Origin of the sequence: Streptomyces sp. NBC_01808, from assembly GCF_035917395.1 — a bacterium.
Taxonomy (GTDB): Bacteria; Actinomycetota; Actinomycetes; order Streptomycetales; family Streptomycetaceae; genus Streptomyces.
Map to the genome: position 1 here is coordinate 1,333,792 of NZ_CP109072.1, position 26,572 is coordinate 1,360,363.

Annotated in this window: 24 protein-coding genes and 2 pseudogenes; 17 read left to right on the plus strand and 9 right to left on the minus strand. The window is 71.8% G+C overall.

What is annotated here, in order from left to right; all coding sequences use genetic code 11:
* Positions 1-48: 48 nt before the first annotated feature.
* Positions 49-552, minus strand: a complete 504-nt coding sequence (locus OG946_RS05490) for a flavin reductase family protein (RefSeq protein ID WP_326795018.1) — start codon at positions 550-552, stop codon at positions 49-51.
* A gap of 320 nt (positions 553-872) precedes the next feature.
* On the opposite strand from OG946_RS05490, the gene OG946_RS05495 reads away from it, so the two are divergent.
* Both OG946_RS05495 and OG946_RS05500 read left to right on the plus strand, forming a co-directional pair.
* Positions 873-1,418 (plus strand): MarR family winged helix-turn-helix transcriptional regulator, encoded by a 546-nt coding sequence (locus OG946_RS05495; protein WP_326795019.1) that lies wholly within the window; start codon positions 873-875, stop codon positions 1,416-1,418.
* A gap of 278 nt (positions 1,419-1,696) precedes the next feature.
* Positions 1,697-2,105: pseudogene (locus tag OG946_RS05500) on the plus strand (transposase); the annotation flags it as partial.
* Positions 2,106-2,535: 430 nt separating this feature from the next.
* Here OG946_RS05500 and OG946_RS05505 read toward each other — a convergent pair.
* Entirely contained in the window at positions 2,536-4,170 is a 1,635-nt protein-coding gene (locus OG946_RS05505) for a DUF1593 domain-containing protein (protein WP_326795020.1), read from the minus strand.
* A gap of 212 nt (positions 4,171-4,382) precedes the next feature.
* Here OG946_RS05505 and OG946_RS05510 point away from each other — a divergent pair, with 212 nt between their 5' ends.
* From OG946_RS05510 to OG946_RS05550, 9 genes are all read left to right on the plus strand, one after another.
* A complete protein-coding gene (locus OG946_RS05510; protein ID WP_326795021.1) occupies positions 4,383-5,396 on the plus strand; it encodes a sugar phosphate isomerase/epimerase family protein in 1,014 nt (337 codons plus the stop codon).
* Positions 5,393-6,301 (plus strand): transketolase, encoded by a 909-nt coding sequence (locus OG946_RS05515; protein ID WP_326795022.1) that lies wholly within the window; start codon positions 5,393-5,395, stop codon positions 6,299-6,301. Before OG946_RS05510 ends, OG946_RS05515 begins: the two co-directional genes overlap by 4 nt.
* Positions 6,298-7,254: a transketolase family protein gene (locus OG946_RS05520; RefSeq protein WP_326795023.1), complete on the plus strand. Its 957-nt coding sequence runs from the start codon at positions 6,298-6,300 to the stop codon at positions 7,252-7,254. Before OG946_RS05515 ends, OG946_RS05520 begins: the two co-directional genes overlap by 4 nt.
* Positions 7,251-8,729, plus strand: a complete 1,479-nt coding sequence (locus tag OG946_RS05525) for an FGGY family carbohydrate kinase (RefSeq protein WP_326795024.1) — start codon at positions 7,251-7,253, stop codon at positions 8,727-8,729. Before OG946_RS05520 ends, OG946_RS05525 begins: the two co-directional genes overlap by 4 nt.
* Complete coding sequence (locus tag OG946_RS05530) at positions 8,726-9,394, plus strand: DUF2291 family protein (protein WP_326795025.1); 669 nt, start codon at positions 8,726-8,728, stop codon at positions 9,392-9,394. Before OG946_RS05525 ends, OG946_RS05530 begins: the two co-directional genes overlap by 4 nt.
* A complete protein-coding gene (locus OG946_RS05535; protein WP_326795026.1) occupies positions 9,391-10,959 on the plus strand; it encodes a sugar ABC transporter ATP-binding protein in 1,569 nt (522 codons plus the stop codon). Before OG946_RS05530 ends, OG946_RS05535 begins: the two co-directional genes overlap by 4 nt.
* On the plus strand, positions 10,952-12,130 hold the full coding sequence (locus OG946_RS05540; protein ID WP_326795027.1) for an ABC transporter permease: 1,179 nt from the start codon (positions 10,952-10,954) through the stop codon (positions 12,128-12,130). Before OG946_RS05535 ends, OG946_RS05540 begins: the two co-directional genes overlap by 8 nt.
* Positions 12,131-12,150: 20 nt before the next feature.
* Positions 12,151-13,140 carry a D-ribose ABC transporter substrate-binding protein gene (locus tag OG946_RS05545; protein ID WP_326795028.1) on the plus strand — a complete coding sequence of 330 codons (990 nt, stop codon included), beginning with the start codon at positions 12,151-12,153 and terminating at the stop codon, positions 13,138-13,140.
* 167 nt (positions 13,141-13,307) lie between these two features.
* Positions 13,308-14,213, plus strand: a complete 906-nt coding sequence (locus tag OG946_RS05550) for a sugar-binding transcriptional regulator (protein ID WP_326795029.1) — start codon at positions 13,308-13,310, stop codon at positions 14,211-14,213.
* Between the two features lie 9 nt (positions 14,214-14,222).
* On the opposite strand, the gene OG946_RS05555 is transcribed toward OG946_RS05550, so the two are convergent.
* Both OG946_RS05555 and OG946_RS05560 read right to left on the minus strand, forming a co-directional pair.
* On the minus strand, positions 14,223-15,155 hold the full coding sequence (locus OG946_RS05555) for a glycoside hydrolase family 43 protein (RefSeq protein WP_326795030.1): 933 nt from the start codon (positions 15,153-15,155) through the stop codon (positions 14,223-14,225).
* 63 nt (positions 15,156-15,218) lie between these two features.
* Positions 15,219-15,869, minus strand: coding sequence for a substrate-binding domain-containing protein (locus tag OG946_RS05560; protein ID WP_326795031.1), 651 nt, complete (start codon positions 15,867-15,869; stop codon positions 15,219-15,221).
* 42 nt (positions 15,870-15,911) lie between these two features.
* On the opposite strand from OG946_RS05560, the gene OG946_RS05565 reads away from it, so the two are divergent.
* The 4 genes from OG946_RS05565 (at position 15,912) to OG946_RS05580 (ending at position 19,263) form a co-directional block, all read left to right on the plus strand.
* Positions 15,912-16,733 carry a carbohydrate ABC transporter permease gene (locus OG946_RS05565; RefSeq protein WP_326795032.1) on the plus strand — a complete coding sequence of 274 codons (822 nt, stop codon included), beginning with the start codon at positions 15,912-15,914 and terminating at the stop codon, positions 16,731-16,733.
* Positions 16,734-16,788: 55 nt separating this feature from the next.
* Positions 16,789-18,057, plus strand: a complete 1,269-nt coding sequence (locus OG946_RS05570; RefSeq protein ID WP_326795033.1) for an ABC transporter substrate-binding protein — start codon at positions 16,789-16,791, stop codon at positions 18,055-18,057.
* Between the two features lie 338 nt (positions 18,058-18,395).
* Positions 18,396-18,791 (plus strand): SseB family protein, encoded by a 396-nt coding sequence (locus OG946_RS05575; protein ID WP_326795034.1) that lies wholly within the window; start codon positions 18,396-18,398, stop codon positions 18,789-18,791.
* A 97-nt stretch (positions 18,792-18,888) separates the two neighbouring features.
* Entirely contained in the window at positions 18,889-19,263 is a 375-nt protein-coding gene (locus OG946_RS05580) for a VOC family protein (RefSeq protein ID WP_326800154.1), read from the plus strand.
* Positions 19,264-19,356: 93 nt separating this feature from the next.
* Here OG946_RS05580 and OG946_RS05585 read toward each other — a convergent pair whose 3' ends face one another.
* Entirely contained in the window at positions 19,357-21,228 is a 1,872-nt protein-coding gene (locus OG946_RS05585) for a transketolase (protein WP_326795035.1), read from the minus strand.
* 454 nt (positions 21,229-21,682) lie between these two features.
* On the opposite strand from OG946_RS05585, the gene OG946_RS05590 reads away from it, so the two are divergent.
* Positions 21,683-22,528 (plus strand): SigB/SigF/SigG family RNA polymerase sigma factor, encoded by an 846-nt coding sequence (locus OG946_RS05590; protein ID WP_326795036.1) that lies wholly within the window; start codon positions 21,683-21,685, stop codon positions 22,526-22,528.
* 9 nt (positions 22,529-22,537) lie between these two features.
* Positions 22,538-22,996 (plus strand): annotated as a pseudogene (locus OG946_RS05595) (zinc-binding dehydrogenase); the annotation flags it as partial.
* 152 nt (positions 22,997-23,148) lie between these two features.
* On the opposite strand, the gene OG946_RS05600 reads toward OG946_RS05595, so the two are convergent.
* The 4 genes from OG946_RS05600 to OG946_RS05615 form a co-directional block, all read right to left on the minus strand.
* Positions 23,149-23,964 carry an SAM-dependent methyltransferase gene (locus OG946_RS05600; RefSeq protein ID WP_326795037.1) on the minus strand — a complete coding sequence of 272 codons (816 nt, stop codon included), beginning with the start codon at positions 23,962-23,964 and terminating at the stop codon, positions 23,149-23,151.
* Between the two features lie 141 nt (positions 23,965-24,105).
* Positions 24,106-24,975, minus strand: coding sequence for an RNA polymerase sigma-70 factor (locus OG946_RS05605; RefSeq protein ID WP_326795038.1), 870 nt, complete (start codon positions 24,973-24,975; stop codon positions 24,106-24,108).
* The gene (locus tag OG946_RS05610; protein WP_326795039.1) at positions 24,972-25,541 is read right to left on the minus strand and encodes a carboxymuconolactone decarboxylase family protein; all 570 of its coding nucleotides are present in this window, start codon (positions 25,539-25,541) and stop codon (positions 24,972-24,974) included. Before OG946_RS05610 ends, OG946_RS05605 begins: the two co-directional genes overlap by 4 nt.
* 140 nt (positions 25,542-25,681) lie before the next feature.
* Positions 25,682-26,569 carry a hypothetical protein gene (locus OG946_RS05615; RefSeq protein ID WP_326795040.1) on the minus strand — a complete coding sequence of 296 codons (888 nt, stop codon included), beginning with the start codon at positions 26,567-26,569 and terminating at the stop codon, positions 25,682-25,684.
* Positions 26,570-26,572 lie beyond the last annotated feature (3 nt).

The window sequence follows — 26,572 nt, forward strand, 5'->3', positions numbered from 1 at the left end:
TGGGGAGTGGGGGGAGGATGAGAGGGGGGTGGGACGGGCGGAAGAGCTTCAGAAGAGGTGCTCGATGCCGTCGGCCGACTCGCTCGTGGAAGCGAAACGGCTCCAGGCGTAGGTCAGGGCGTCGCCGTCGCGGTGACCGAGGTCGGTGACGCGGCCGAGGACCAGGATGTGGTCGCCGCCGTCGTACGCGCGCCAGGGCTCGCACTCCACCCAGGCGAGCGGGTCGGCCAGCCGGGGGACGCGCGCGCCCTCTGCCCAGCGGGGCTCTGCGGTGCTCCGGGCACCGGCGAACAGCCGGGCTAGCTGCTCCTGCTCGGCACCGAGGATGTTCACGCAGAAGGGCCCGTCGGCTAGCTGGTCGTGGCAGCGGGCCCGGCGGGCGACGCTGACCAGGACCAGCGGCGGTTCGGCGGACACGGACGTGAAGGAGTTCATGGTGGCGCCCCGCGGACCTCTGTCTGTCGCGTACGACACCACCGTGACGCCGGTGGTGAAACGGGACATGCAGGCACGCAGCGCGCCGGGACTGGGGGGAGCGAGTGCTTCTGGCATACGGCGCTCCTTGGGATCGATCGCCCGCCACACCGTCTCCCCGTCGACGGAGGAGGAACGGCCGGGGCTACCCGGCCGCGCATCGGGAGGCACGGCCGGGAGGAGACCTGTCCCCTGACATACCTTGGGGACAAAACGGGAACGTTACTGCTCAGGGCATGTAATGAATACTTTGATTAATTGGGGACTGTAGCCCCGCCAGCATCCCTGGGGAAGCCCTCGGGCAAAGGTTTTTTACGGTCCGGAAACCTGGACGGGGTGCCGACGCATGCCCGCTTCCCGAGTGCGGTCCGTGATGCCGCCCGACCTAGACTCCGACTGTGACCCAGGAACCGGAACCGCTGGATGCCGACCACCTGCACTTCTGGTCGTTCATCGACCACGCCGTCGACCGGGCCTCGCGGGAACTCCCCGGCATCGACCCGCTCGCCATGCGGCTGGTGCTCACCCTCCACCGCGCGGCCAACATGCTCGTCTACGACCTCGAATCCGCCGTACACAGACCTCGCGGCTGGTCATGGCCCGGCTTTCGAGTGCTGTTCGCCATCTGGCTGTCGGGCCCGGTCGAGGCGAAGAAGGTCGCGGAGCTGTCCGGCATGAGCCGAGCCGCCGTCTCGGCGCTGGTGAACACGCTGGGACGGGACGGCCTGGTGAGCAAGGAGCGCGCCTCCTACGACGGGCGCGCGGTCCGGCTCGGCCTCACCGAGGCCGGCCTGCATGCGATCACCACTGCCTTTCAGGCACACAACGCACGTGAACAGGAGTGGGCAGGCGCCCTCAGTGAGGACGAGCAGCAGACCCTCATCGAGTTGCTCGGCAAGCTGACCGCGCACTCCGCGCACTTCGACGTCCGGCATCGGACCTGAGGGGTTTTCCCAGGGCAACGAGCCAATGGCAGGCGTCCTACCTGGCGGACGACGACTGCTTCGCCGCCTAAGCCGCCCGCCTGAGCCGACTGCACTTGCGGCACGGGCGCTCGAAACCGTCGGCTGGCGGGGCACATCGCTCCTCCGCGTCGCCCGCATTCGGGTCAGATCCAGCAGAACATGACCGGTCAGTCGGCCAAGGAGGAACGGCTCCCGTCCGCCTTCGCCCTCGCCGCCTCTAGACGATGTCTTGATTGGTGTTGTCTCGTTGCCCTGGCATGGGGATAGTCGAGCGGTCGGTACCGGACGGGCTGTGGGAGATCTTCCAGGACGTGGCGCCGGAGCCGCCGCTGCGTGCGCAGGGCGGCGGTCGGCGGCGGTCGGCGGCGGTGCGATGACCGCGCGGTGCTGGCCGCGGTTGTCTTCGTTGCGACGACGGGCTATGCGCGATTGACTCGATCAGTGTCCGCGCGGTCAAGGGGGCCCTTGACGGGACCGAATCCGACCGATCGCGGCAAGAACGGGTCGAAGATTCACGTCATCTGCGATCGCGCCGGCCTGCCACTGTCGATGGGCATCTCCGCCGCCAACCTCCACGACAGCCAGGCCCTCGTGCCGTTGATGCGTGGCATCCCGCCGATCCGCTCCCGCTACGGCCCCCGGCGCCGCCACCCGGGGCGCCTCCACGCGGCCGCCAGAAGTCACCGCACCAGGAAGACCGGAACCCGTCATCGGAGTGTCTGGTTCGCCACCCTCCTGGCCGCGCCTCCGCGCAGCGGGCTTCTCGTTGATCTGCACGTTCACGCCAACTCCGTCTGGAACTTAATGGCACCCGGATGAACAGGCGCGGGCACGCCCATCACTTCTGGAGCCCTTCGGCACTGGGCAGCATGACCTGTGGCTCGTCCTCCACGGCACCAGCAAGGTCCAGAGCGCCGCGGAGCACGATGGGTTGGGGTTGTGGGCCGAGTCGGGCCCTGGACACCACCCTTATCCCTCATCGGTGCGCGCCGAGGTTGGCCTCGGCACGCACCGGTTGCCGTTCGGGCCGGCAGACCGGCTTCAGGCCGAGGTTGCCGACCCTGCTCGCCCAGCCGGGCTCAAGGACGCGCCGGGCTCACCTGACGGTGATGATCACCCGCTGGTACGACGTCAGCGACGGTGATCCGTCGTCGGTGACCTCTGCTATGGCATGGATCGTCTGCCCGCGCTTCGCGTCACCGGGCACCTCGAGCGTCGTTTGCGCCGCGTCCGGCCGGGAGACGTCCACCGCCTTCGGATACGTCCCGGCCTCCCGGTACTGCCACCACCGGTACGTCAGCGCGTCACCGTCCGGGTCCGTCGCGCGCGCACGGAGGTGCACGACCTGCCCCGGCCTGGCGGTCATGTCGAGACGCCCCTCCACCGACACCTCGGGGTGGTGGTTGGCGTCGCGGAACTCAGGCGTGACCGTCCACTGCATCCTCGCGGCGAAGTCCTGCTGGGCGTCGCCGAACCACCGCTGAGCGGCGTAGTCGGAGGGTGTGCCGCCGTTCGGGTCACGGTCGGCGACGTCCGAACTGGTCCACTCCGACGGGTCCTCGGGGTTCTGTGCGAGGCGGCCTCCCCACCCGCCGTAGGAGGGGTGTTCGTGGCTGCGGAGACCGTTGTCGACGAGGGTGAGGAAGGTGGAGGTGTCGCCTTCGGAGATCCACGAGTCCTTCTCCTGCGGCGGCGTCCAGACGACGTAGCCCTTCGCGCGCAGTTCCTCCGTCGTCAGGCCGGAGTAGCCGAAGTGGTCGAAGACGTCCCCCTCGACCATCTGCTTCCCGTCGCCCCAGACGCGGTACGACTCGCCGAACGGCCCCACGCCGGACACGTTTTCCCGCGTCCACTCGGCGGAGAGGTACTCGGCGTGCTCCGGCAGCGCGACGCCACGGGCGCCGTAGCCCCAGGTGCTCGTCGCCGCCTGACGCAGCTCGACGTCGGGCCAACTGACGGAGATGTAGTCGCGGTAGCTGTTGTCCTGGGTGCCGAAGGAGACGATGACGGCCTTCTCGCTGACCTTGCGGTGGATCGCCGGCCAGCGCGGCGTCCCCTGGTATTCGAGCTGGATCGACTTGAGGGCGCGGGCGATGGTGCTGGGGCCGCCCCAGGCCATGAGGTAGACCGGCCCGCCCTCGTCGTCGAGCAGCACTTCCTTGATCCGGTCAGAGCCCGGCGAGTCCCCCGAGACCGAGATGTCGCTGTCGAACTGGACGTTGCCGACCCGGATCCTGGAGCGGAGGTCGTCCGGCGACGGATAGTCGGGGTCGTGAACCTTGAGGTTGTCGTACACCTTCGCGTATCGCTCGACGGCGTCGTCGATGAACTTCTCGTCCTCGGCCCACCGCCACGAGGTGCACGGGCACAGCCCGCGGAGACCGAAGCGGTCGTACTCCCTGCCGGGCTGCCACCACCGCGTGCCGTCGCCGTCGCCCTTCCAGTGGAACTGGCTGCTGGCATAGATGATGGCTTCGGTGTCGAAGTCGGCACTCCTGAGCAGATAGCGGACGAGGGAGTTCGCGTCGTCCAGCTCCGGATCCGTGGTGACGACGGTCCGCGGGCGGTCGTCACCACCGCCGGACCCGGGCTGTTGCTTCACCGCGCCGGACGGGCCGGCCGGTGCCGCGGACGCCGATGGCGCGGTCGGCTGCACCGTGCCGAGCGTCACGGCGGCGACCAGGGCCGCCGCCGTCGCCACGACGATGCGGCGCATGCTCCCAGAAGTCATCCCGCTTCCCTCTCTCCTCACCGGACGAGCAGCCGCATATACATTCATGACTGACTCGAAATGCCACGGCGCATTGTCAGAGCGTTCCGATGCCCTGTCAACGGGGCGGGTGAAAGGCAGACCCTCGGGGACTCTTCGGCGGTGCAAGGGTCTTGACGCGGCAGGCGCCGGTTCGTAGCTTGATCGGCATGTCGAGTCAGCAGCGCATAGATATGCAATCGACGGCCGGTGACGAACCCGTCTACGGTGCCGGCGTCTGGCACTTCGCCACCTACGTCGACCGCTACGCCACGGACGGGTACGGTGAGCCGCGCACCATCCTCGACGCCATCAGGCTCGCCGGTGCCGTCGGTGACCTGTCGGTCCTCGATCTCAACTGGCCTTTCCCGCCAGGGGACATCGGCACCGCCGAGGTGAAGAAAGCACTCGCCGAGCAGCGGCTGCGTGCCATCGCCGTGACCCCGGAGATGTACACCGGCGCGTTCGCCAGGGGCGGCTTCACCAACCCCGACCCGGCCGTCCGCCGGCAGGCGATCGACCTCGTCGCCGGCGCCGCGGAGGTCGGCCGCGAGCTGGGAGTGGACTACGTCAAGCTCTGGCCCGGCCAGGACGGTTACGACTACCCCTTCCAGGCCGACTACGCCGACCTGTGGGGCAAGACCGTGGGCGCGCTGCGCGAACTCGCGCACGCCTTCCCCGACCTGAAGTTCGCGATCGAGTACAAGCCGCGCGAGCCGCGCAACCGCATGGTGCTGTCCTCCGTCGCCCGCACCCTCCTCGCCGTCCAGGAGACGGGCGCGGACAACGTCGGCGTCCTGCTGGACTTCGGCCACTCGCTCTACGGGGGCGAGACGCCGGCCGAGGCCGCCCGGATGGCGATCGCCCACGACCGGCTCTTCGCCATCGACGTCAATGACAACTTCCGGGGCTGGGACGACGACATGGTCGTCGGCTCCGTACACCTGCTGGAGACGTTCGAGTTCTTCTTCGCGCTGCACGACGCCGGCTGGCAGGGGGTGTGGCAGCTCGATCAGTTCCCGTTCCGCGAGGACCCCGTCGAGGCCGCGCGGACCGGCATCCGGACCATGCGCGCCTTCCACCGGGCGCTGGGCTATCTCGACCGCGCCGAACTCGCCGCCGCGCAGGCCGCGCAGGACGCGCTGACCGCCCAGCACCTCGCGAAGCGGGCACTGTTCCGTGCGCTCGCGGAAAGCGAGGCCGCGTGACCGCCACCGCGGAGGTTCCCGCCCCCCTGCGGCCCGACGAGGCCGCGGCCGAGGCGTACCGCACGCGCAGTGCGCGGCTGCGCGCGGCGTCTCCCGCCGAGGCCGCCGGGGAACTCGCGGAGATCTCCACGGCCATCCGGCGGGACATCCTCACCACGATCCAGACGGCGGGCATGGGACACGTCGGCGGTGACCTTTCGGTGACGGACCTGCTGGTCACGGCCCTGTGGGGAACGCTCCGGACGTATCCGGCCGACCCCCGCCACCCGCGGCGCGACCGCTTCGTCCTGAGCAAGGGGCACTGCGCCGCGGCGCTGTACTCGGTGCTGGGCTCCTGCGGCTTCTTCCCCCGGGCCCGGCTGGCCGAGTTCATGGCGCCGCTCTCCCCGCTCAACGGGCATCCCGCCCGGCTCAAGGTGCCCGGCGTGGAGACCAACACCGGTCCGCTGGGCCACGGCCTGCCCGTCGCCACCGGCTGCGCCCTCGGGGCGCGGCTGCGCGGCGAGAGCTGGCGCACCCTTGTCGTGCTCGGCGACGGGGAGATGCAGGAGGGCAGCAACTGGGAGGCGGTCATGACCGCCTCCCACTACGGGCTCGCCGGCCTGACCGCGGTCGTGGACCGCAACCGGCTGCAACAGGGCGACCGTACGGAGGACACCAAGTCGCTGGAGCCCCTGGACGCGAAGTGGGCAAGCTTCGGGTGGGAGGTGCGGGTCGTCGACGGCCACGACCACGAGGCGATCAAGGAGGCGTACGGGCCCTCGACGACCGGCCGTCCGGTCGCTGTGATCGCCAACACCGTCAAGGGCAAGGGCGTTTCGTTCATGGAGGACCGCGTCGAGTGGCACCACAAGGTGCCCACCGACGAACAGGTCCGTCTCGCGCTGGAGGAGCTGGACCGATGACCCCCGTCGCCGCCGAGGCCCCCACGTTCGACTGCCGCGCGGACTTCGCCGCCGAGCTGGCCGCGCTGGCACGCGCCGACGAACGCATCGTGGCCGTGTGCAACGACTCCGTCGGCTCCAGCAACCTCGTCGGGTTCCGGGCGGAGTTCCCCGACCGGCTGATCAACGTCGGGATCGCGGAGCAGGATCTGGTCGGCGTCTCGGCCGGCCTCGCGAACGCCGGGTTCATTCCCTTCGCGTCGGCCGCGGCGCCCTTCCTGACCGGCCGCGCCCTGGAGCAGATCAAGGCCGACATCGCCTACAGCCACCAGCACGTCGTGCTCTGCGGCCAGAGCCCCGGCATGGCGTACGGCGCGCTCGGCCCCACCCACCACGCCGTCGAGGACATCTCCTGGATGCGCGCGGTGCCCGGCATGGAGATCATCGTGCCCGCGGATCCCGTGCAGACCCGCAGCGCGGTGCGCTGGGCCGCGCGCTCGGGCCGGCCCACGTACATCCGCGTACCGAGGTTCAAGGTGCCCGCGGTCACCCCGGGCGACGCGCCGTTCGAACCCGGCCGGGCCGTACGACTCGCCGAAGGCGACGACCTCACGCTGATCGCCATCGGGACGATGGTCTCGCGCGCCCTGGAGGCCGCCGCGCTCCTCGCCCGCGAGGGCATCTCGGCGCGCGTACTGAACACCCCGTTCGTCGAGCCGCTCGACACGGCCGCCGTGGTGGCCGCCGCCCGCGAGACCGGGTGCCTGGTCACCGCCGAGGAGGGCCTGCTCTCCGGCGGCCTGGGCGCGGCCGTCGCCCGGGTCGTCGCCGAGCAGCATCCGGTGCCGGTACGGATGGTGGGGGTGCCCGCCTTCGCCCCGACCGGGAGCACCTCCTTCCTGCTCGACCACTTCGGGCTGAACGCCGACGGCATCGCCACCGCCGCGCGCGCGGCCCTCGGGCGGGTCCGATGAACACCAGCGGACCCCATCTGCTCGCCGTCGACCAGGGCACCAGCGCCACCAAGGCGCTGCTGCTGGACGCCGCGGGCGACGTCGTCGCCCGGGCCGCCACGCACCTGTCCCAGTCCCACCCCGGCCCCGGGCTGGTGGAACAGGACGCGACGGAACTCCTGGACAGCGTGCGGAGCGCGGTCGCGGAATGCCTGAAGGACGCCGGCCCCGCCGCCGTGGCCGGCGTGGCGCTGAGCACCCAGCGCGAGTCCGTCGTGCTGTGGGACGCCGCGACCGGCCGGCCGGTCGCGCCCCTGGTGAGCTGGCAGGACCAGCGCGGCACCGGCCGCATGGCCCGGCTGGCGGAGGCCGGGGCGGACGAGGAGATCCGGCGCAGGACCGGTCTTCCGCTCGACCCGATGTTCTCCGCGCTGAAGATGGCCTCCCTCCTGGACGAGCACGACCCGGCCCGTGCCCGCAGCCGCACCGGCGCCCTGCGCCTCGGCACCGTGGACGCGTTCCTCCTCCACGCGCTCACCGGGAACCTCGTCACCGAAGCCGGCAACGCCTCCAGAACCCAGCTCCTCGACCTCGCCACCGGGGACTGGGACGACGAGCTGCTCGACCTGTTCGGCGTACCCCGCGCGGCGCTCGGCCGGGTCGTCGCCTCGACCGGGCCTTTCGGCGGGCTGCGCGGGCTCGATCCGCTGCCCGACGGCACCCCCGTCCTCGCGGTGATGGGCGATTCGCACGCGGCGCTGTTCGCCCACGCCGGCTGGCGGTCCGGGATCGTCAAGGTCACGTACGGCACCGGCTCGTCCGTCATGACGGTCACCGACTCCCCCCGTCCGGCGGACCGGGTCTGCACCACCATCGCGTGGTCGACCGACCGTACGGTCTACGCCCACGAGGCCAACATCCGCTCCACCGGGCGCACGGTCACCTGGCTGGCACAGGTGCTCGGCACCTCGCCGGACGAGCTGATCGAGACGGCATCCGGTGCGGACGCGGGCGACGTGACGCTGGTGCCGGCCTTCGGCGGCGTCGGGGCGCCCTGGTGGGACGCCCACGCCGTGCCGGTGCTCGCGGGCTTCGACCTGGGCACCGGCAGCGGGCAACTGGCGCGTGCCGCACTGGAGTCCGTCGCCCACCAGGTAGGGGACGTGCTCGCGGCGCTGCCCGGCCTGCGGCACGTGAGCGCCGACGGCGGCATGAGCCGCAGCGACGCGCTGATGCAACTGCAGGCCGACATCGCGGACATCGACGTGATCAGGACCGGCCACCACGAACTCTCCGCCGCCGGAGTCGCTCACCTGGCCGGCCTCGGCCTCGGCATGTGGACGACCGGCGAGCTGGAGCAACGCGCCGGCAGCGGGACGCGGACCTTCCGGCCCGCCTGGGACGACGCCAGGCGCCGCGGCGCGGTCGCGAAATGGCACCGGCGCCTCACGGCGGCCCGCAGCCTCGGCGGCAGGGACGAGCAGGAGGCATCATGACCACAGCAGCCCCGGAACGCCCGGAGCGGGGTGCGGCCGGCCGCCGGCTGACACTCGGCCGCGGCTCCCTCATCGCCGCCGCGCTGCTCGCGATCGCGATCGCGGCGACGACCACGTACCGCTCGGAGAGCGAGGCCGGAGCCGGCGGAAAACCCGGGTTCGACCCGGCGGCCTACGCCGCCAGGACGTACGGACCGAAGGTCGTGCCCGCCATCCGGAAGAACGCCGTGGACATCACCACGCTGCACGAGGCGATGGCGGACGGCATGGAAGCGGCCGGCAAGCGTCACGGCCACCGGGCGGGCACCGGTCCGTACAGCTACGCCGTCACCCTGACCGGCACCGCAGGACCGGCCCGCGGCGGGCTGATGGAGGTGACCGTGCCCGGCCTGGCCGACGCGCGCGTCTCCGTGCAGGTCGGCCCCGCGCTCAACGGCACGGCGCTGCGGGACGCCGTCGGCTTCATCACGTTCGGCCAGTTCGTCAACCAGGTCGACTACGCCGACGCGGCGACGGCGCTGAACGCCGAGGTGAAGGCCACGGTGCTGAAGAAGTTCGACGCCGCGGCGGCCGAGGGCGAGCAGGTCGAGGTCACGGGCGCCATGACGCCGCTGACCGCCGACGTGCTGACCGTCACGCCGATCTCCATCGAGAGCACGTCATGACCGCGGCCGCGAAACAGCCCGCCGCGGCGCAGGCCCCGCCGGTCCTGCGCGCTGCCGACGTCACCAAGGTGTACGGCGGCACGCAGGTGCTCAAGGGAGTCTCGCTCGACATCCGGGCGGGACGCACCACCGCGCTCTTCGGCGAGAACGGCGCCGGCAAGTCGACCCTGATGAAGATCCTCAGCGCCGTCGAGCCGGCCAGCACAGGACACGTCGAACTCGACGGCCGGACCGTGGCGTTCACCAGCGCGCGGGAAGCCGCGGACCACGGCGTCTCGATCATCCACCAGGAACTCAGCCTCTGCCCCAACCTGAGCATCCAGGACAACCTGTTCCTCGGCCGCGAACCCACCCGGGCCGGCGGTGCCCTGCTCGACTCCGCCGCCCAGCGCACGCTGGCCCGCGAGGTGCTGGGCAGGCTCGACGGCGGCTTCGACCCCGGGCTGCCGGTCGGCGAGCTGCGCCTGGGACAGCAGCAGTTGGTCGAGATCGCCCGGGCGCTGCTCCAGGACGCCCGCGTGCTGATCATGGACGAGCCGACCTCCGCGCTCAGCGCGCCCGAGGTGGCGGTCCTCTTCCGGGTGATAAGCGAACTCAAGGCGTCGGGCGTCGCCATCGTCTACATCTCGCACCACCTGGAGGAAGCCCTCGGCATCGCCGACGACGTGGCCGTCCTGCGCGACGGCACCATGGTCGCCACCGCGCGCGCCCACGACGTCGACCTGGGCTGGATCGTGCGCACGATGGTCGGCCGCGACCAGAACGACCTGTTCCCCGCCCGCGAGCCCACCCTCGGCCCGCCCGCGCTGGAGATAGACGACCTCTCCGTCGCCGACCCCGCCACCCCCGGCCGCCTCGCCGTCGACGGCGTGTCCACGACCGTACGCGCGGGCGAGACGGTCGGCGTCTACGGGCTCATGGGCAGCGGCCGCACCGAACTGCTGGAGTGCCTGGCCGGCCGGCTGCCCGCCGCCTCGGGAGACGTCCGCCTGTACGGGAAGCCCCTGGTGGCCGGCGTCCGCAAGCGCATCCGCGCCGGCGTGGTGCTCGTGCCGGAAGACCGCCAGCGCGACGGCCTGGTCCAGTCCATGACGGTCGGCCAGAACCTGTCGCTGGCCTCGGTGACCAGGTTCGTACGACGCATACTCCTCCAGCGCCGCGCCGAGCAGGACGCCGTCGCCTCGGTGATCACCGACGTCACCGTCAAGACACCCGGCGCCGACGCCCCCGTCGGCGCACTCAGCGGCGGCAACCAGCAGAAAGTCGTCATCGGCAAGGCGCTGATGACCGGCCCCCGCGTCCTGCTCCTCGACGAGCCGTCCCGCGGCGTGGACGTCGGTGCCAAGGCTGATGTCTTCGCGCTGATGGCACAGCAGGCGGCGCGTGGCCTCGCCGTGGTCTTCACCACCTCGGAGCCCGAGGAGGCGCTGCACATCCCCGACCGCCTGCTCGTCCTGGCCCGCGGCCGGCTGATCGCCGAACTGCGCGCCGGCGAGATCACCCGCGACCGCCTGATGAGCCTGGCCGACGGAGCCGGGACGACCGAAGAGGGACGAGATGAGTGACACCCTGGCCGAGGGCACCACGGACCACGAGGTCGTCCTGCGGCAGCGCCGCGCGGCGGCCACGCAGGCCCGGCGGCTCAAGACCCTCGACTCGATCTTCGAGCTGCGCGCCTTCATCGCGCTCGGCGTCCTCATCGTCGTCTTCAGCCTGCTGTCCGACTCCTTCCTCACGGTCGACAACGTCATCACCATGACCAAGCACGTCGCCATCAACGCGATACTCGCCCTGGGCATGCTGCTGGTCATCCTGAAAGGCGGCATCGACCTCTCGGTCGGATCGACCGTGGGCCTCTCCGGAGTCGTCGCCGGTGAGCTGCTCCAGGGGCTGCACCTGGGCTTCGTCGACGCCATCGCCTACCCGCAGGTCTGGGCCGTCATCGTGCTGTGCATCGCCGTGGGGGCGCTGGTGGGCGCCGTCAACGGCTTCCTCATCACCCGCTTGAACGTGGCACCGTTCATCGCCACCCTCGGCATGCTGTACATGGCACGCGCCACCGCCATGCTCATCTCCGACGGCAGCACGTACCCGGACCTCGCCGGTGACCCCGGCACGCACAACACCGGGTTCGACTGGCTCGGCCAGGGCCGTCCCCTCGGCCTCCCGGTCGCCGTCTGGATCATGATCGTGCTCGCCGGCCTCGTCACGCTGCTGCTGCGCAAGACACCCTTCGGCCGCTGGCTCTACGCCACCGGCGGCAACGAGCGCGCCACCCAGCTCAGCGGCGCCCCCGTCAAGCGGGTCAAGCTGACCGTGTACGTGATCTCCGGCGCCTGCGCCGCGATGGCCGGGCTCATCATCGCCTCCGAACTCACCTCGGCCGCGCCCCAGGCCGGCGAGACCTTCGAGTTGAACGCCATCGCCGCGGTGGTCATCGGCGGCGCCGCGCTCTCCGGTGGCCGGGGCAACGTACGCGGGACGCTGGTCGGCGCGTTCGTCATCGGCTTCCTCGCGGACGGGCTCGTCATCCTCGGGGTCTCGACGTTCTGGCAGATGCTCATCAAGGGCGCCGTCATCGTCGTCGCCGTCGTCCTCGACCAGAGCCAGCAGCGCTTCCAGCGCCACCGGGCCGCCGCGTCCGCCATCGCCGTCGCGGGCGCCGACGAGGCGGCGACCTCCGACCCGCCGGCCCGGCCGGCGACGCCCCCGTCCGACGGCCCGGCACCCCACTGACCGCAATCGAGGAGACCAGCATGTCCCATCGCAACCGCCGCCTCACCGCCACCGGAGCCGCCGCTCTCGCCGGCACCCTGCTGATGCTGACCGCGTGCGGGGATTCCGACGAGGGATCCGGGTCCGATTCCGATTCCGGTTCTTCGGGCAGCAACCTGATCACCATCATCACTCCACCGTCGGACAACCCGTTCTTCAAGGCCGAGGCCGATGCGGCGAAGAAGGAGGCCGAGAAGCTCGGCTACGACACGTCGGTCGCCTCGCACGACGACGACCCCAACAAGCAGAGCGAACTCATCGACGGCGCCATCGCCCGGGATTCCGCGGCGATCATTCTCGACAACGCCGGCGCCGACGCCTCGATCGGCCCGGTGCGCAAGGCCACCGAGGCCGGCATCCCCGTCTTCCTCATCGACCGCGAGATCAACGAGACCGGAATCGCGAAGGCGCAGATCGTCTCCAACAACGCGCAGGGAGCCCAGCTCGCAGGTCAGGAGTTCGTCGGGGCGATGGAGGGGAAGGGCGACTACGTCGAACTCACCGGCAAGGAGTCCGACACCAACGCCGGTGTGCGTTCCAAGGGATTCGCCGATGTGATTTCGCAGTACCCCGACATGAAGCGCGTGGCCCGGCAGACGGCGAACTGGGACCAGCAGGAGGCGTTCAGCAAGATGGAGACGATCCTCCAGCGCCACCCGGATATCGACGGAGTCATCGCCGGCAACGACACCATGGCCCTCGGCGCGGTGGCCGCGCTGAAAGCGGCCAAGCAGACCGACGTCATCGTGGTCGGCTTCGACGGAAGTCCGGACGCCATCGCCCAGATCAAGGCCGGACACATGCGGGCGACCGTACTGCAGCCGGCCGCACTCGGAGCCGAACAGGCGGTGCGGCAGGCGGACAAGTTCATCGAGACCGGCAAGACGGGACAGCCCGAGAAGCAGGCCATCGACTGCGAACTCGTCACCAAGGAGAACGCCGGCGAATTCGGCCTCTTCGCCAGGCGCTGATCGTTGCGCCGGCGCGTACGGACACGACGGTAGTCTGCCCGCGTCGGTAGGTGCGGCCTGACGACCGGCCCGCACGCCCGGATTCGAGAAGAGAGGGAGGTACGGTGGCGGCGGCGTTGTCCACTCCGAGCCCCGACCATATGCGGCTCCTGGTCAAGGTGGCCCGCATGTACCACGAGCGCGGGGTGCGGCAACCCGAAATAGCGGCCCGGCTCCACATGTCCCAGCCGCGGGTTTCCCGCCTGCTCAGGGAAGCCGTCCAGCGCGGTGTGGTGCGGACCGTCGTCGTCTCGCCCGAAGGCGTGCACGCGGAACTCGAGGACGCCCTCGTCGAACGCTACGGGCTGCGCGACGCCGTCGTCGTGGAGGTGGAGGGCGCCGTAGCCGAGGTGACCCCCGCGCTGGCCGCCGCCACCGCCACGTACCTCGACGCCACCCTCGTGTCGGGCGACGTCATCGGCGTATCGTCCTGGAGCGCGACCCTCCTGGAGTCGGTCAACGTCATGCGCGCCAAGACGTCGTCCACGGCCCGGGAGGTCGTGCAGATCATCGGCGGCGCCGGGAGCCCGGAAGTGCAACTGCACGCCACCAGGCTCACCAGCCGCCTCGCGGAACTGACGGGAGCACGGCCCGTGTTCGCCCCGTCGGCCGCCCTGGTGGGCAGCCGTGAACTGCGCGACCTGCTTGGGCGCGAGCCGGCCATGGCCGAGGCCATGCGGGCGTGGTCCCGGCTCACGGTGGCCCTCCTCGGCATCGGCACCCTCGATCCCTCCCCGCTGCTGCGCCGCTCCGGCAACGCCATCACCGCGGACGACCGGCGGCAGCTCAAGGAACTGGGAGCCGTCGGCGACGTCTGCGCCCGGTACTTCGACGACGCCGGACAGCTCGTCGACGCGCCGTTCAGCGACCGCATCATCGGTATCGCCCCTGACCGGCTCCGTGCCGTCGAACGGCGCGTCGGGGTCGCCGGCGGTCTGGACAAGGAGACGGCGATCCTCGGCGCGATCCGCGGCGGCTGGATCAACACCCTCATCACCGACGTGGAGGTGGCGCGGAACCTGCTGCGCGGCTGACCGGCGGCTTCATTCCGGGAACGCGGCCCGGATGCGGTCCAGTTCGGCCTTGGTGACCGGCAGCACCGTGCCGTGGCGGGGCCGTGCGGGCATGTCGTAGTCGTCGGGGATGTTCCAGTCCGGATCGGCCAGTTCACGGGTGGTGAAGGGGGTGTATCCGCGGCCGGAGGACTCGTCCATGAAGACGTACCAGCGGTCCCCGGTGTTCGACTTGAAGGCCGTCGGGCCCTCCAGCCAGCCCATGCCGGCATCGGTCCTGAGGCAGTCGTCCACCAGCTCCCAGTTCCGGGGTTCGGTCCCGGGCAGGTCGACCGCGGTGAGGGACGTGGAGCGTTCGAGGACGATGTCGGCGGTGCAGGAGCCGATGACGCCGTCGTCCGTGCTGAAGCGGAAGTAGTGCCGTCCGACGCGGACGACGGTGGCGTCGATGGAGTTGGCGCCGGTGTCCTTCCAGACGCGGGGCTCGGAGAACGTGCGGAAGTCGCGGGTGGTGGCGTACATCAGGCGGGTGTTGACGGTCTCCTCGTGGTCCGGATCGTCGGCGCGGTAGAGGTTCGACGCCCAGTAGACGACGTAGGCGCCGAGCCGTTCGTCGTACGTGGCCTCGGGCGCCCAGGTCATGCCCGCGGTGTCGGCGGAGACCCGCACGTGGCGCTGCTCGGAGGGGTGGACCAGATCGGTGGACTCCCAGACCTCGATGTGCTTGCTGCCGTGTCTCGTCGCGTGGTCCCAGCCCTGCCTGCCGTGGATCCTGAGGTCGGTGGCGAGGAGGTAGAACTTGTCGCCCTCGGGCGAGCGGATGACGAACGGGTCGCGTACGCCCTTCTCGCCCGGGGAGGAGGTCAGGACCGACCGGCCGCCGCACGACGGAGCGTCGCTCGATATATCGAACAGCGGTCGGCAAACCGGCCAAACGGTAGAAGGGCCGACCGGAGCGGTCAAGAGGGCGAGCGCGCAGCCGAACAGCCGGCCGCGGGCCGCGGCGCGGCGGTACGGTCCCGGCGCCTACCGCGGCGGCGGCGTGGTGGTCCGGCGCGGCACCAGCGTGGGGGAAAGCGTGATCTGGACCGACGGCTTACGGCCGGCGATGCGCTCCAGGAGGAGGCGTACGGCGTTCTGGCCGATCTCGCTGCCCGCCTGGTCGACGCTCGTCAGCGAGATGGGCTCGAACGCGGCGAAGGCGGTGTTGTCGTATCCGGCGAGGGAGATGTCGCCGGGAACGGAGAGACCGGCCTCGGCGACCGCCTCCAGCACGCCCATCGCGACGAAGTCCGCGCCGGCGAAGACGGCCGTGGGCCGGGGGGTGCGCGTGAGCAGTTCCCGGGCGCCGCGGTAGCCGCCCTCCTGGGTGTAGGTGGTGGAGACGATGTCGATCTCCTCGGCGAGGCCGTGGGCCCGCATGGCCTGCCGGTAGCCTTCGGCGCGCTGGGTGTTGGGCATCTCCGCGATGCGTGTCGGGTCCCTCTCGTGGTGCTCGATGTGGGCGATGCGGCGATGCCCGAGCGCCACGAGGTGGTCGACGACCAGTCCGGCGCCCGCGATGTCGTCGTCCACCACGGTGTCGTACGCGCCGGAACGGCCGTGGCGGCCGACGACGACGGTCGGGACGAGAGAGGCGACGCGCTCCAGGCGGGCGCGCGTGGCGGTGGCCTCCACCGGGCAGTACTTCGCGCTGTCCCGTCATGAGAGGGCCGCGTCGTGAACCGCTACCGTCGCCGCACCTTCGTGCTGGAGCTGGCGATGATCGCGGCCGCCCTGGTCGTGGCCTTCCCGGTGTACGTCCTGATCAACCTCGCCGTGCGGCCGGCCTCCGACGTCTCCTCGCCCCTGCGCCCGACCACCGAGCCGACGGTGGAGAACTTCACCCAGGCCTGGCAGCAGGGCGCGCTCGGCGGGGCGCTGGCCAACAGCGCGCTGGTGACGGTCTGCAGCGTCGCCTTCGTCCTGGCCGTCTCGGCACTGGCGGCGTACCCGCTGGCGCGCGTCACGGCGCGCTGGTCACGGGGGACGTACCTGCTGATCATGCTGGGCCTGGTGCTGCCGTTCCAACTGGCCTCGCTGCCGCTGTACCAGACCATGCGCGACCTCGGGCTTCTCGGCACCCCTTGGGCGCTGGTCCTGTTCCACTCCGGCCTGCAGGTGCCGTTCACCGTCTTCCTCTACACCGGCTTCCTGCGCGCCCTGCCCCGCGACTTCGAGGACGCCGCCTTCATCGACGGCTGCACACCGCTTCAGAGCTTCCGGCACGTCGTCCTCCCGCTGCTGAAGCCGGTCACGGTGACCGCTCTGGTGCTCAACACGGTGATCGTGTGGAACGACTTCTTCACCCCGCTGCTGTACCTCAGCGGCAGCGCCCAGCAGACCATGCCGGTCGCCATCGCCGGCTTCGTCGGCCAGTACGTCACCGACTGGAACCTCGTCTTCGCCGCGCTGGTGATCAGCATCCTGCCCGTCCTGATCGTCTACTTCCTGCTCCAGCGCAGCATCATCAGCGGCTTCGCGGCGGGGCTGCGGGGATGACGTACGACGCTCGTCCGCCCGCCCCCGGCCCCCGTACGTCCCCCAGGGAGACAGCATGAACACACGCACACCGACGGTTCTCACCGCCGCCGTGACCGCAGCCGCCGTCCTGGCCGCATGCAGCGGCGGCACCGAGGCCGGCTCCGGCGGCGGCGACGGCCCCCGGACGCTGACGCTCGCCTCGGTCGACCAGGGCTCCGTCGAGGCGGTCGTCAAGGCGTTCGAAAAGGCCAACCCGGGCGTCGACGTCCGTTACACCACCAGCGGCGCCGACCAGTACCAGCAGCAGATCCGCACTCAGTTGTCCTCCGGCACCGCCCCCGACGTGATGTCGGTCTGGCCGGGCAACGGCAACCCCGCCGCCACCTACGTCCTGGCCGAACCGGGCTATCTGCGCGACCTCTCCGACCAGCCCTGGGCCGCCGAACTCCCCGACGCGGTGCAAAGAGTGGCGCAGCACGACGGCAAGACGTACAACGCGGTCTTCGGTCTCAACGGCATCGGCGCGGTCTACAACGAGCAGGCCATGGAGAAGGCCGGCCTGACCCCGCCGGAGACGTGGACCGAGCTGCTGGACTTCTGCCGGGCCGCGGCCGCCGAGGGCACCCCCGCCTTCGCCCTCGGCAACCAGGACAACTGGGTGACCCAGGTCGTGCAGTACGCGCTGGTCGCCACCACCGTCTACGGCCCGGAACCGGACTTCGACGAGCAGATGCAGGCGGGCCGGGCCACCTTCGCCCAGTCACCGTGGACGACCGCCCTGGACAAGTACCGGACCATGGAGAAGACCGGCTGCTTCCAGAAGAACCCGCTGGGCACCAGCTACGAGGCCAGCCAGCAACTCGCCGCCACCGGCAAGACACTCGGCATCGTCCAGGGCAACTGGGTGATCGCCCTGCTGAAGGAGAAGAACCCGAAGGGCACGTTCACCCTCGCGCCGCTCCCGGCCACCGACGACCCGGCCGACACCCTCATCCCGGCCGCGGCGGGCGCCGGCTACGGCGTCAACGCCGAGCCGAAGAACGAGGAACTGGCGCTGAAGTTCGTGAACTTCGTGATGTCGCCGGATGGGATGAACCTCTTCGCCGAGAAACAGGGCGGCCTGCCGTCCCTCCCCGGCACGGGCCACGAGGCCGGTCCGGCGCTGGCCGAGCTGGCGGCGTTCGTCGAGGCCGATCGCACGGTGCCGTTCATGGACCAGCTCTGGCCCAACGCCAAGGTGCAGCAGACCATGCTCAGCGGTCTCCAGGAAGTCTTCAGCGGACAGGCCACTCCGGACGAGGTCCTTGAGGACATGGACAGCGACTACCAGGCGGGCCCCTGAGCCGCCGGCGAAATCCGTATCGCCCTCCCCCACCGTCATCCGCACCACGTCGATCGACATGTCGACCGAGGTCACCGCCCGTGTGCGCTCTGCCTAGCGGCTGCCGGTGCCGGGAGGTGCCCCTTCGCGTGGCTGAAGGCTTCGGACGACTACGGATCCCGCAGGCTCGGCAGCGCTTTCTCCCTGCTGCCGGCCGGGTGCGACGCCCCCATCGTCAGTCACCGGGGATCCGCCATCAAACGGACAAAGAGGTCAGTAGTGCTCTCCGGTTTCAGCTCGCCCGTCCGGGGAACCCGGGCCGAGACCGGCCTCCGGCACCGCACAGCGAAGGGACACCCATGACGTACCACCCGAACGGTCAGCGCTCTGCCGCGCAGCAGGCGCTGCACACCGTCGTCGAGAACGGCCCGGACCAGGACGCGCTGCACACGCTCGCCGAGAGCCGGGTGCTGCTGCCCGACCCGGACCCCGCCGAGGAGCCCCCCGGGCCGGCGCAGGCGCTGAGCCTGCCGGTGGTGGAGCAGGGCGACGGCACCCGGCTGGTGCCGGTCTTCACCTCCCCCGACCGCCTGGAGCAGGTCTTCCCCGAGATCGAGCGGTACAACGCGGTCGAGCTCGGCGACCTCGCCCGCGGCTGGCCCGCGGACGGTCCGTCGCTGGTCGTCGACGCGGGCACGCCGGAAGAGATGGCTCTGACGGCCGAGGGCGTGCGGGAGCTGCTGGGCAAGGCCTGACCGGGGACTTCGACGTACGCCACCCGTGGGGCACCGGATTGAGCCCGTGCCCCGCGGGGCATTCGGCGTGGGTCACGTCGTCATCGAGGAGGTCGTCATGCCGGTCGCCACGTTCTGCCTGGTCGCGGTGGACTGCCCGGAGCCGCTCCGGCTGGCCGAGTTCTACCAGGGACTGCTCGGGGGCGAGGTGAGTTCGAACGGCGACGACTGGTACGACCTCCTCGCGCCGGACGGCACCCGGCTCGCCTTCCAGCGCGCGCCCGGACTGCGCCCACCCAACTGGCCGCGAGCCGACGACAACTCGCAGCAACTGCACCTCGATCTGAGGGTCACGGACATCGAGGCGGCCGAGCGGCACGCGCTGAAGCTGGGCGCCAGGCCGCTGGACACCGACGACGACGGGGGCAGGCGCGACTTCCGCGTGTACGCGGATCCGGCGGGGCACCCGTTCTGCTTCGTCTACGGGTCGTAAGCGCACCGTGCCCGATCGCGGCACACGGTCCGGCCTCGGCCGAGGGCCGAGGCCGGACCGTTCCGCTCGCCGCCGATGCGGTATCGCTCCCCGTCATACGGGCCGGGCGGCCTCCGCGTCGACGAGGTTGCGGGCCCCCGCCGCGATCGCCTCCGCGTCGATGCCCGCCGCCGCGAGCTGCTGCGTTCCCGTCGCCGAGCCGGGCATGGTGCGTACCGCCAGCCGGGCGAGCCGCGGGACGGCGCGGCCGTCGGCGAACACCTCGGCCACCGCGTCGCCCAGGCCGCCCTCCGGGCGGTGGTCCTCGACGGTGAGGATCCGGCCGGTCAGCTCCGCCGCCGCGCGCAGTGCGGTGACGTCGACGGGCTTGACGGAGTACAGGTCGAGCACGTGTGCCCCGATGCCCTCCGCGGCCAGCAACTCGGCGGCGACCAGCGCCTCGTGCACGGTGACCCCGGCCGCGGCGATGGTCACGCTGTCGCCGGGCGTGGCGCGCAGCAGCTTGCTGCCGCCGATCGGGAAGTCCTCGTCGGGTCCGTAGAGGACGGGCCGGGCGCCGCGCATGGTGCGCAGGTAGCGCACGCCGGTCAGCTCCTCGTCCGCCATGGCGGCGACGAGCCGCGCGGTCTGGTTGGCGTCGCAGGGGTGCAGCACCGTGCTGCCGTGCACGGCGCGGAACATCGCCAGGTCCTCCAGACCCATCTGCGACGGGCCGTCCTCGCCGATGGCGACGCCGGCGTGCGAGCCGACCAGGCTGAGGTTCGCCCGGCTGACGGCGGCCATGCGCACGAAGTCGTGGGCGCGGGTCAGGAACGCGGCGAAGGTCGCGGCGAACGGCACCCAGCCGCACGCCTGCATGCCGACGCCCGCCGCGACGAGCTGCTGCTCGGCGATGTAGCACTCGAAGTACCGGTCGGGGTGCTCCTTGGCGAAGTACTCGGTGCGGGTGGAGTCGCCGACCTCGCCGTCCAGGGCGACGACGTCCGGCCGCGCCGTGCCGAGCGCCGCCAGCGCCTGCCCGTACGCGTCGCGCGTGGCCACCGGGTCCCCCACGTCGTACCGCGGCAGCAACGGATACGGCGCCGCCGCGCGCGGCGGCGCGACCGCGGGCGGCGGGGTGTGCGGCTCGACGCGCAGGTCGCTGGTGCCGCCCAGCTCGGCGATCGCCGCCTCGGGGTCCGGCAGGGGCTTGCCGTGCATGCCCTCCCGGTTCGCCACGGAGGCGACCCCGCTGCCCTTCACGGTGCGGGCGAGTACGGCCGTCGGCCGGTCGGTCACGTCCGCGGCCTCGGCGTACGCGGCGTCGACGGCGGCGACGTCGTGCCCGTCGATCTCGATGGTGTGCCAGCCGAACGCCCGCGCCCTGCGGGCGTACGCGTCCAGGTCCCAGCCGTGCCGGGTGGGCCCGCGCTGGCCGAGCCGGTTCACGTCGACGATCACGGTGAGGTTGCCCAGGTGCTCGTACCCGGCGTGCTCGAACGCCTCCCAGACCGCGCCCTCGGCCAGCTCGCTGTCGCCGCACAGCACCCACACCCGGTACGGCAGGTGCGCGAGCCGCTTGCCCGCCAGCGCCATGCCGACGCCGATGGGCGGCCCCTGCCCGAGCGATCCGGTGGCCACGTCGACCCACGGCAGCATCGGCGTCGGATGCCCCTCCAGCCGGCTGCCCAGCTTCCTGAACGTCAGCAGTTCCTCGTCGTCGAAGGCGCCGACCGCCTTGAACGCCGCGTACAGCAGCGGCGAGGCGTGCCCCTTGGACAGCACCAGGCGGTCCGCTCCGGGGTGGTCGGGGCGGTCGACGTCATAGCGGAGATGCCTCGCGAGCAGCACGGCCATCAGGTCGGCCGCGGACATCGACGAGGTCGGGTGGCCGGATCCGGCGGCGGCAGCGGCCCGTATCGCGTCCACGCGCAACTGTCGGCCGAGTGCGATGGAGACGTCCGGATCCACATCGGCGGAGGTCATGTCGTGCTCCTTGTCCGAGCGGTGTGTGCTGTCCCGGCCCGCGGGCACGGCGGCGCGCCTGTCCGGTCACGTACGCGCCGTGCCCCGGTCGGACATTCCGGGTACCACGCTCCGGCGGGTCCTAACGGGCGATCTCGCGACGGCGCCGGACGGGCCACCGTGGGTGGCGGTGGCGTAGCCGAGTGCGATCCGGCGGACGGTCTGGAGGCGGGGCGGCGACCGTTCGTGCGGCGTGCCGTACCGGCGTATTCTGGAACAGGCCCTAGGAGCCTTGTTTGCATCAGACGGCGTCGGGCAGGCGGCTCGCGTGCTTCGGAGCAGAGGCGCGCCGCAGGAGTTCACGGCCACCCTGCCGCCGGCGCTCCGGCCGCGGCCGGTGTCCCGGCGGGCGGTGCCGCCGCCGTCGTCCTCCCCTCAGAATCGAACACGCACGACTCGCCCGAGGGAGGCCCCCGTGGCGCACGTCCGGGCAACGAGAAAGCACCCGCACCACGACGCACCCGACACCTCCGCGCAGTTCCGCCGGCTCGCCGGGATGCCCGAGGGGCCGGACAAGAAGGCCCTGCGGCAGGAGGTCGTACGCGCGTGGATGCCGATGGCCGCGCGGCTGGCCCGCCAGTTCAGCAACCGCGGTGAGGCGCTTGAGGACCTGGAGCAGGTCGCGCACCTCGGCCTGGTGAAGGCGGTGAGGCGGTACGACGCGGGGCGCAGCAGCGCTTTCGAGAGCTTCGCCGTGCCGACGATCGTCGGTGAACTGAAGCGCCACTTCCGTGACCACATGTGGGGCGTCCACGTGCCCCGCCGGGTCCAGGAGCTGCGCAACCGCGTCCGCAGCGCGGGCCTGTCGCTGGCCGTCACGGCAGACGACCGGTTCCCGGCGACCGCGGACATCGCGGAGGCGGCGGGGCTGACCGAGGAGGAGGTGCGTACGGGCCTGGAGGCGTGGGAGAGCTACGCCACGCTCTCCCTCGACGCCGCCCTGCCCGGCACCGAGGACGGCTACTCGCTCCTCGACACCTTCGGCAGCACCGAGCCCGCCTTCGACCAGGCCGTGGACCGCGAGGCCGTGCGACCGCATCTGAGCCGGCTGCCGGAACGCGAGCGCGAGATCCTCTACCTGCGCTTCTTCTGCGACATGACGCAGCGCGGCATCGCCGACCACCTGGGCATCTCGCAGATGCACGTCTCCCGGCTGATCAGCCACTCGTGCGCGCGCGTCTGCGAGCGCGTGGAGGCCGACCAGGCCGCCGCGCCCCGGACGGCCGCACCGGATCCGGTCGGCTCCGCGACCGCCGGGTAGTTCCCGCCCGGCGGCGTCGGCTCCATCGCCGTGCAACTGGCCCGCGAGGCGGGCGCCCGGGTGGTCGGCACCGGCCGCGCCGCCGACCGGGCCACCGCCCTGGAGCTGGGCGCCGCCGCGTTCGTCGACCTGGACTCGGAGCGGCTGGAGGACGCCGGCGAGTGCGACGTGGTCTTCGACGTCATCGGCGGCGAGATCCTCGCGCGCTCCGCCGCGCTCGTCCGCCCCGGCGGCACGCTGGTGACCATCGCCGAACCGGCCACGGTCCGGCCGGGCGACGGCCGGGCGGTCTTCTTCGTCGTCGAACCGGACCGTCACCGCCTGGCGTACCTGGCGCGACGGCTGCGGGACGGCCGGCTCAAGCCGCTGGTCGGGAGCGTACGGCCGCTCGCCGAGGCGCCGGCCGCGTTCACCCCCGGCCGGCGTGCACCCGGGAAGACGATCATCCGGGTCGCCGACGACGACTGATCCCCTCGCCGTCCTCAGGCAGCGGCCGGCTGCGGGGCGGGGTGGATCATCCCGGCGGGGGGCGCGGCCGGAGCAAGGCCAATGACGGCAAAGTGGACCGGACTTGCCCACCCGCCCGCGTAAGGCTCAGCCGCGCCGCCCCCGGCGCGGCGTCAGGGCTTTCGGCCCACCGCGCAGACCCGCCAGGGCGCCACCGCGCGGTTCTGGCCCACCGCCGCGTCGTCGGGGCGCCACTGGGCGCAGGGGACGACGCCCGGTTCGAGGATCTCCAAGCCGTCGAAGTAGCCCGCGATGTCGGCGTGGGTGCGGAGCGTCTGCGGGTCCACGCTCGCCTCGTTCCACATCTGCAGAACGCCGTCCACCTCGCCGCTCACGCCCTTGACGGGGTGGGCGAGCGCCAGATAGCTGCCGGAGGGGACGGCCGCGACGAACCGGCGCACGACCTCGCGCGCCTCCGCGTCATCGACGATGAACTGCACGATCCCCAGCATCATCACGGCGACGGGCCGGCTGAAGTCCAGCGTCTTCGCCGCCTGTTCGAGGATCGCCGCCACGTCGCGCACGTCTGCGTCGACGTAGTTGGTGGCGCCCTCCGGGCCGCTGGTGAGCAGCGCCTCGGCGTACCGCAGCACGAGCGGGTCGTTGTCGACGTAGACGACCCGGGACTCGGGTGCCAGGTCCTGCGCCACCTCGTGGGTGTTGTGGTTGGTGGGCAGTCCGGCGCCGAGGTCGAGGAACTGGCGGATCCCGGCATCGGCGGCGAAGTGGCGCACCGACCGCATCAGGAAGCCGCGGTCGGCCCGCGCGGCCTCCACGACGTCGGTCACGACCTCCGCCATCTGATCGCCGACTTCACGGTCGACCTCGTAGTTGCTCTTCCCGCCCAGCCAGTAGTCCCAGACGCGCGCCGAGTGCGGCCGCTGCTGGTCCAGTGACATGGTTCCGTCGGGTAAGTGCTGCTCGGACATGATCGGCGCTCCTCGTGCGTTCGAATACGGGCTCGACCCGCACCAGTGTGCCGTGGGAGCCGGTCCCCGTCCGGCAGTCGGCACAGGAAGCCGGATTCGGCGCAGACCCGGCCGTCCGCCGCACCGCGCGGCGTCCGTGCGTCACCTGGTGAGGCGGGCGGGGTGGTCGATGCGGGTGAGCTTGTGCGGATTGCGTACGACGTAGATCCGGGTGATCTTCCCGTCGGCCAGCTCCAGGCTCACCGCCGCCGGCTCCCCGTCGAACTCGACCCGGCCCGCGGGGGCGCCGTTGAACCAGACGGCGGCCGTCGCCAGCGCCGCCCGGTTCGCGGTCGCGAGCAGCTTCGCCACCGGGTTCGCCCCCCGGATCGGAGTCAGCGCGGCGGCCACGATCCCGCCACCGTCGGCGACCAGGACCACGTCGGGCGCCATGACCGCCAGCAGTTCCTGCAGTTCGCCGGTGTGCAGCGCGGCCAGGAACCGCTCCACCACCTCCTGCTGCTCGGACGGGCTGACCCGCACCCGCGGCCGGCGGGCCGCCACGTGCCCGCGGGCCCGCCGGGCGATCTGCCGCACGGTGGCCGCCGGCTTGCCGACGGCCTCGGCGATCTCGCCGTACGGCATGTCGAAGACCTCGCGGAGCACGAACACCGCCCGCTCGGTGGGCCCGAGCGTCTCCAGCACGGTGAGCATCGCCATCGACACGCTCTCCGCGAGCACGATGTCCTCGGCCACGTCGTGCGTGGTCAGCAGCGGCTCCGGCAGCCACTCGCCGACGTAGTCCTCGCGCCGCCGCGCCAGCGTCCGCAGCCGGTTGAGGGACTGCCGGGTGACGGTCCGTACGAGGTACGCCCGCGCGTCCCGCACCCCCGACCGGTCGGCGGCGGCCCACCGCAGCCAGGACTCCTGGAGGACGTCCTCCGCGTCCGCGGCGGAGCCGAGGATCTCGTAGGCGACGGTGAAGAGCAGGCTGCGGTGGGTGACGAACGGGTCGTCGGGCGCCGTGGTCATGCCCGGCCGGCGGCTTCCGTGCGGCCGGCCAGCGGGATCTCGCACGACTCGGAGAAGCCCTGCGAGGTGACGCCGTGGGCGGTGTTCGCCCGTGTCGACAGATTGACGAACCCGACGAACGCGGTCAGCTCCACGAGCCCCGCGGAGCCGAGCTGCGCCAGCAGGCTCGCGGCCTGCTCGTCGGTGACGGCGGTCGGCGTCACGGACATCGCCTCCGCGTACGCCATCACCTCGCGCTCCAGCGGCGAGAACACGTCCGAGTCCCGCCACCGCGGCACCTGGCTGGCCTTGGCCAGATCGAGGTCCTCGTTCCGCGCCTGGAAGTAGCCGACGTCGAGGCACCAACTGCACCCGACGAGGGCCGCGACCGCCATGTGGGCGAACGACTTCAGGCTCGCGTCGACGGCACGCCAGGAGGCCGCCTTCGCGGCGAACTCCAGATTGTCGACGGCCACGTCGGGGTGGTTGAACAGCACCTCCACCGGCTCGGGCGACTCACCGAACTGCTTCACCATGGCCTCCCGCATCTCGCCGGGAAGCTCCGCCCTGGGAACACGCAACGTCACGATCTCTCCTCGCTCAAACGATCCGTCCCCATCCAGACACCGCCCACCCCCGGGGCGTGACACCCGCGGGGCGGGCACTTCGGGAGAACCCGCTGCGCATACGGCGCGGGGCCGGCGGAGCCGTTGCCGGACGCGGTGCCTCACTGGTCCGATTCGGATTCCAGATCCGCCACCTTCGCCGCCGCCCTGTCGGCTGCTCTGCGGGATTCGCGGGTGGCTCGGGTGGTGGCGGTCAGGGTGCGGCGGGCGTGGGTGAGGGCTTCGCGGGCCTCGCTTTCGGCCTTCTCGGCGGTGCGCAGTTGCTCGGTCAGGTCGGCGACGCGGGCGGTGGCCTCTTCGAGGCGGGATTCCGCCTTGTCCCGCTGGGATTCTTCGCGGCGCAGCGCCTTGTCCTGGTCGCGGGCATCGCGCTCGGCGGCCTTCGCCTCCTTACGGGCCCGGGTGAGTTCCTCGGCGCGCACCTTCGCCGGGTCCTCGACGAGCTTGAGGTGGCGCTTGCGGGCCGGGCGGCGGGAGGAGGCGGGGGCGCGGGCGGTGGACGCGGTGGACGCGGTGCCCGGGAAGCCGGGGCGGGTGGTGAGGGGTTTGGCGAGGTGGCCCGCGGCCCACTCGCGGGCCGCGTCCGGGTCCGCGAGGACGGCATGGAGGGTCGTCTCGACCTCGTGCTGGACGGCGTCGCCGACCGGCTGGCCGGCCTCGGCGGCGAGCCGGCGGGCCTCGCGGGCGAGTTCGGCGACCAGCGCGTTGCGCTGCCGGGTCAGCTCGCGCAGTCGGTCCCCCGCGAGCCGGTCCTGCGCCGCGCGCAGCCCCTCGCCGAGCCGCTGCAGCGCGTCGACCTGTTCGGGCGCGGAGCGGACCAGCAGGTTGCCGGCCCAGGCGGCGAGCGTCGGCTTGCGCAGGGCGGCGATCTGCTTGGCGAGCGCCGGGTCCTTGGCCGTACGCGCCGCGGCGACGTGCCGGCCGCGGGCGGCGACGAACTCGCCCGGCGGCAGCCCGTACAGCTCGTCCGCGACGCTCTCCAGGTCCATCGG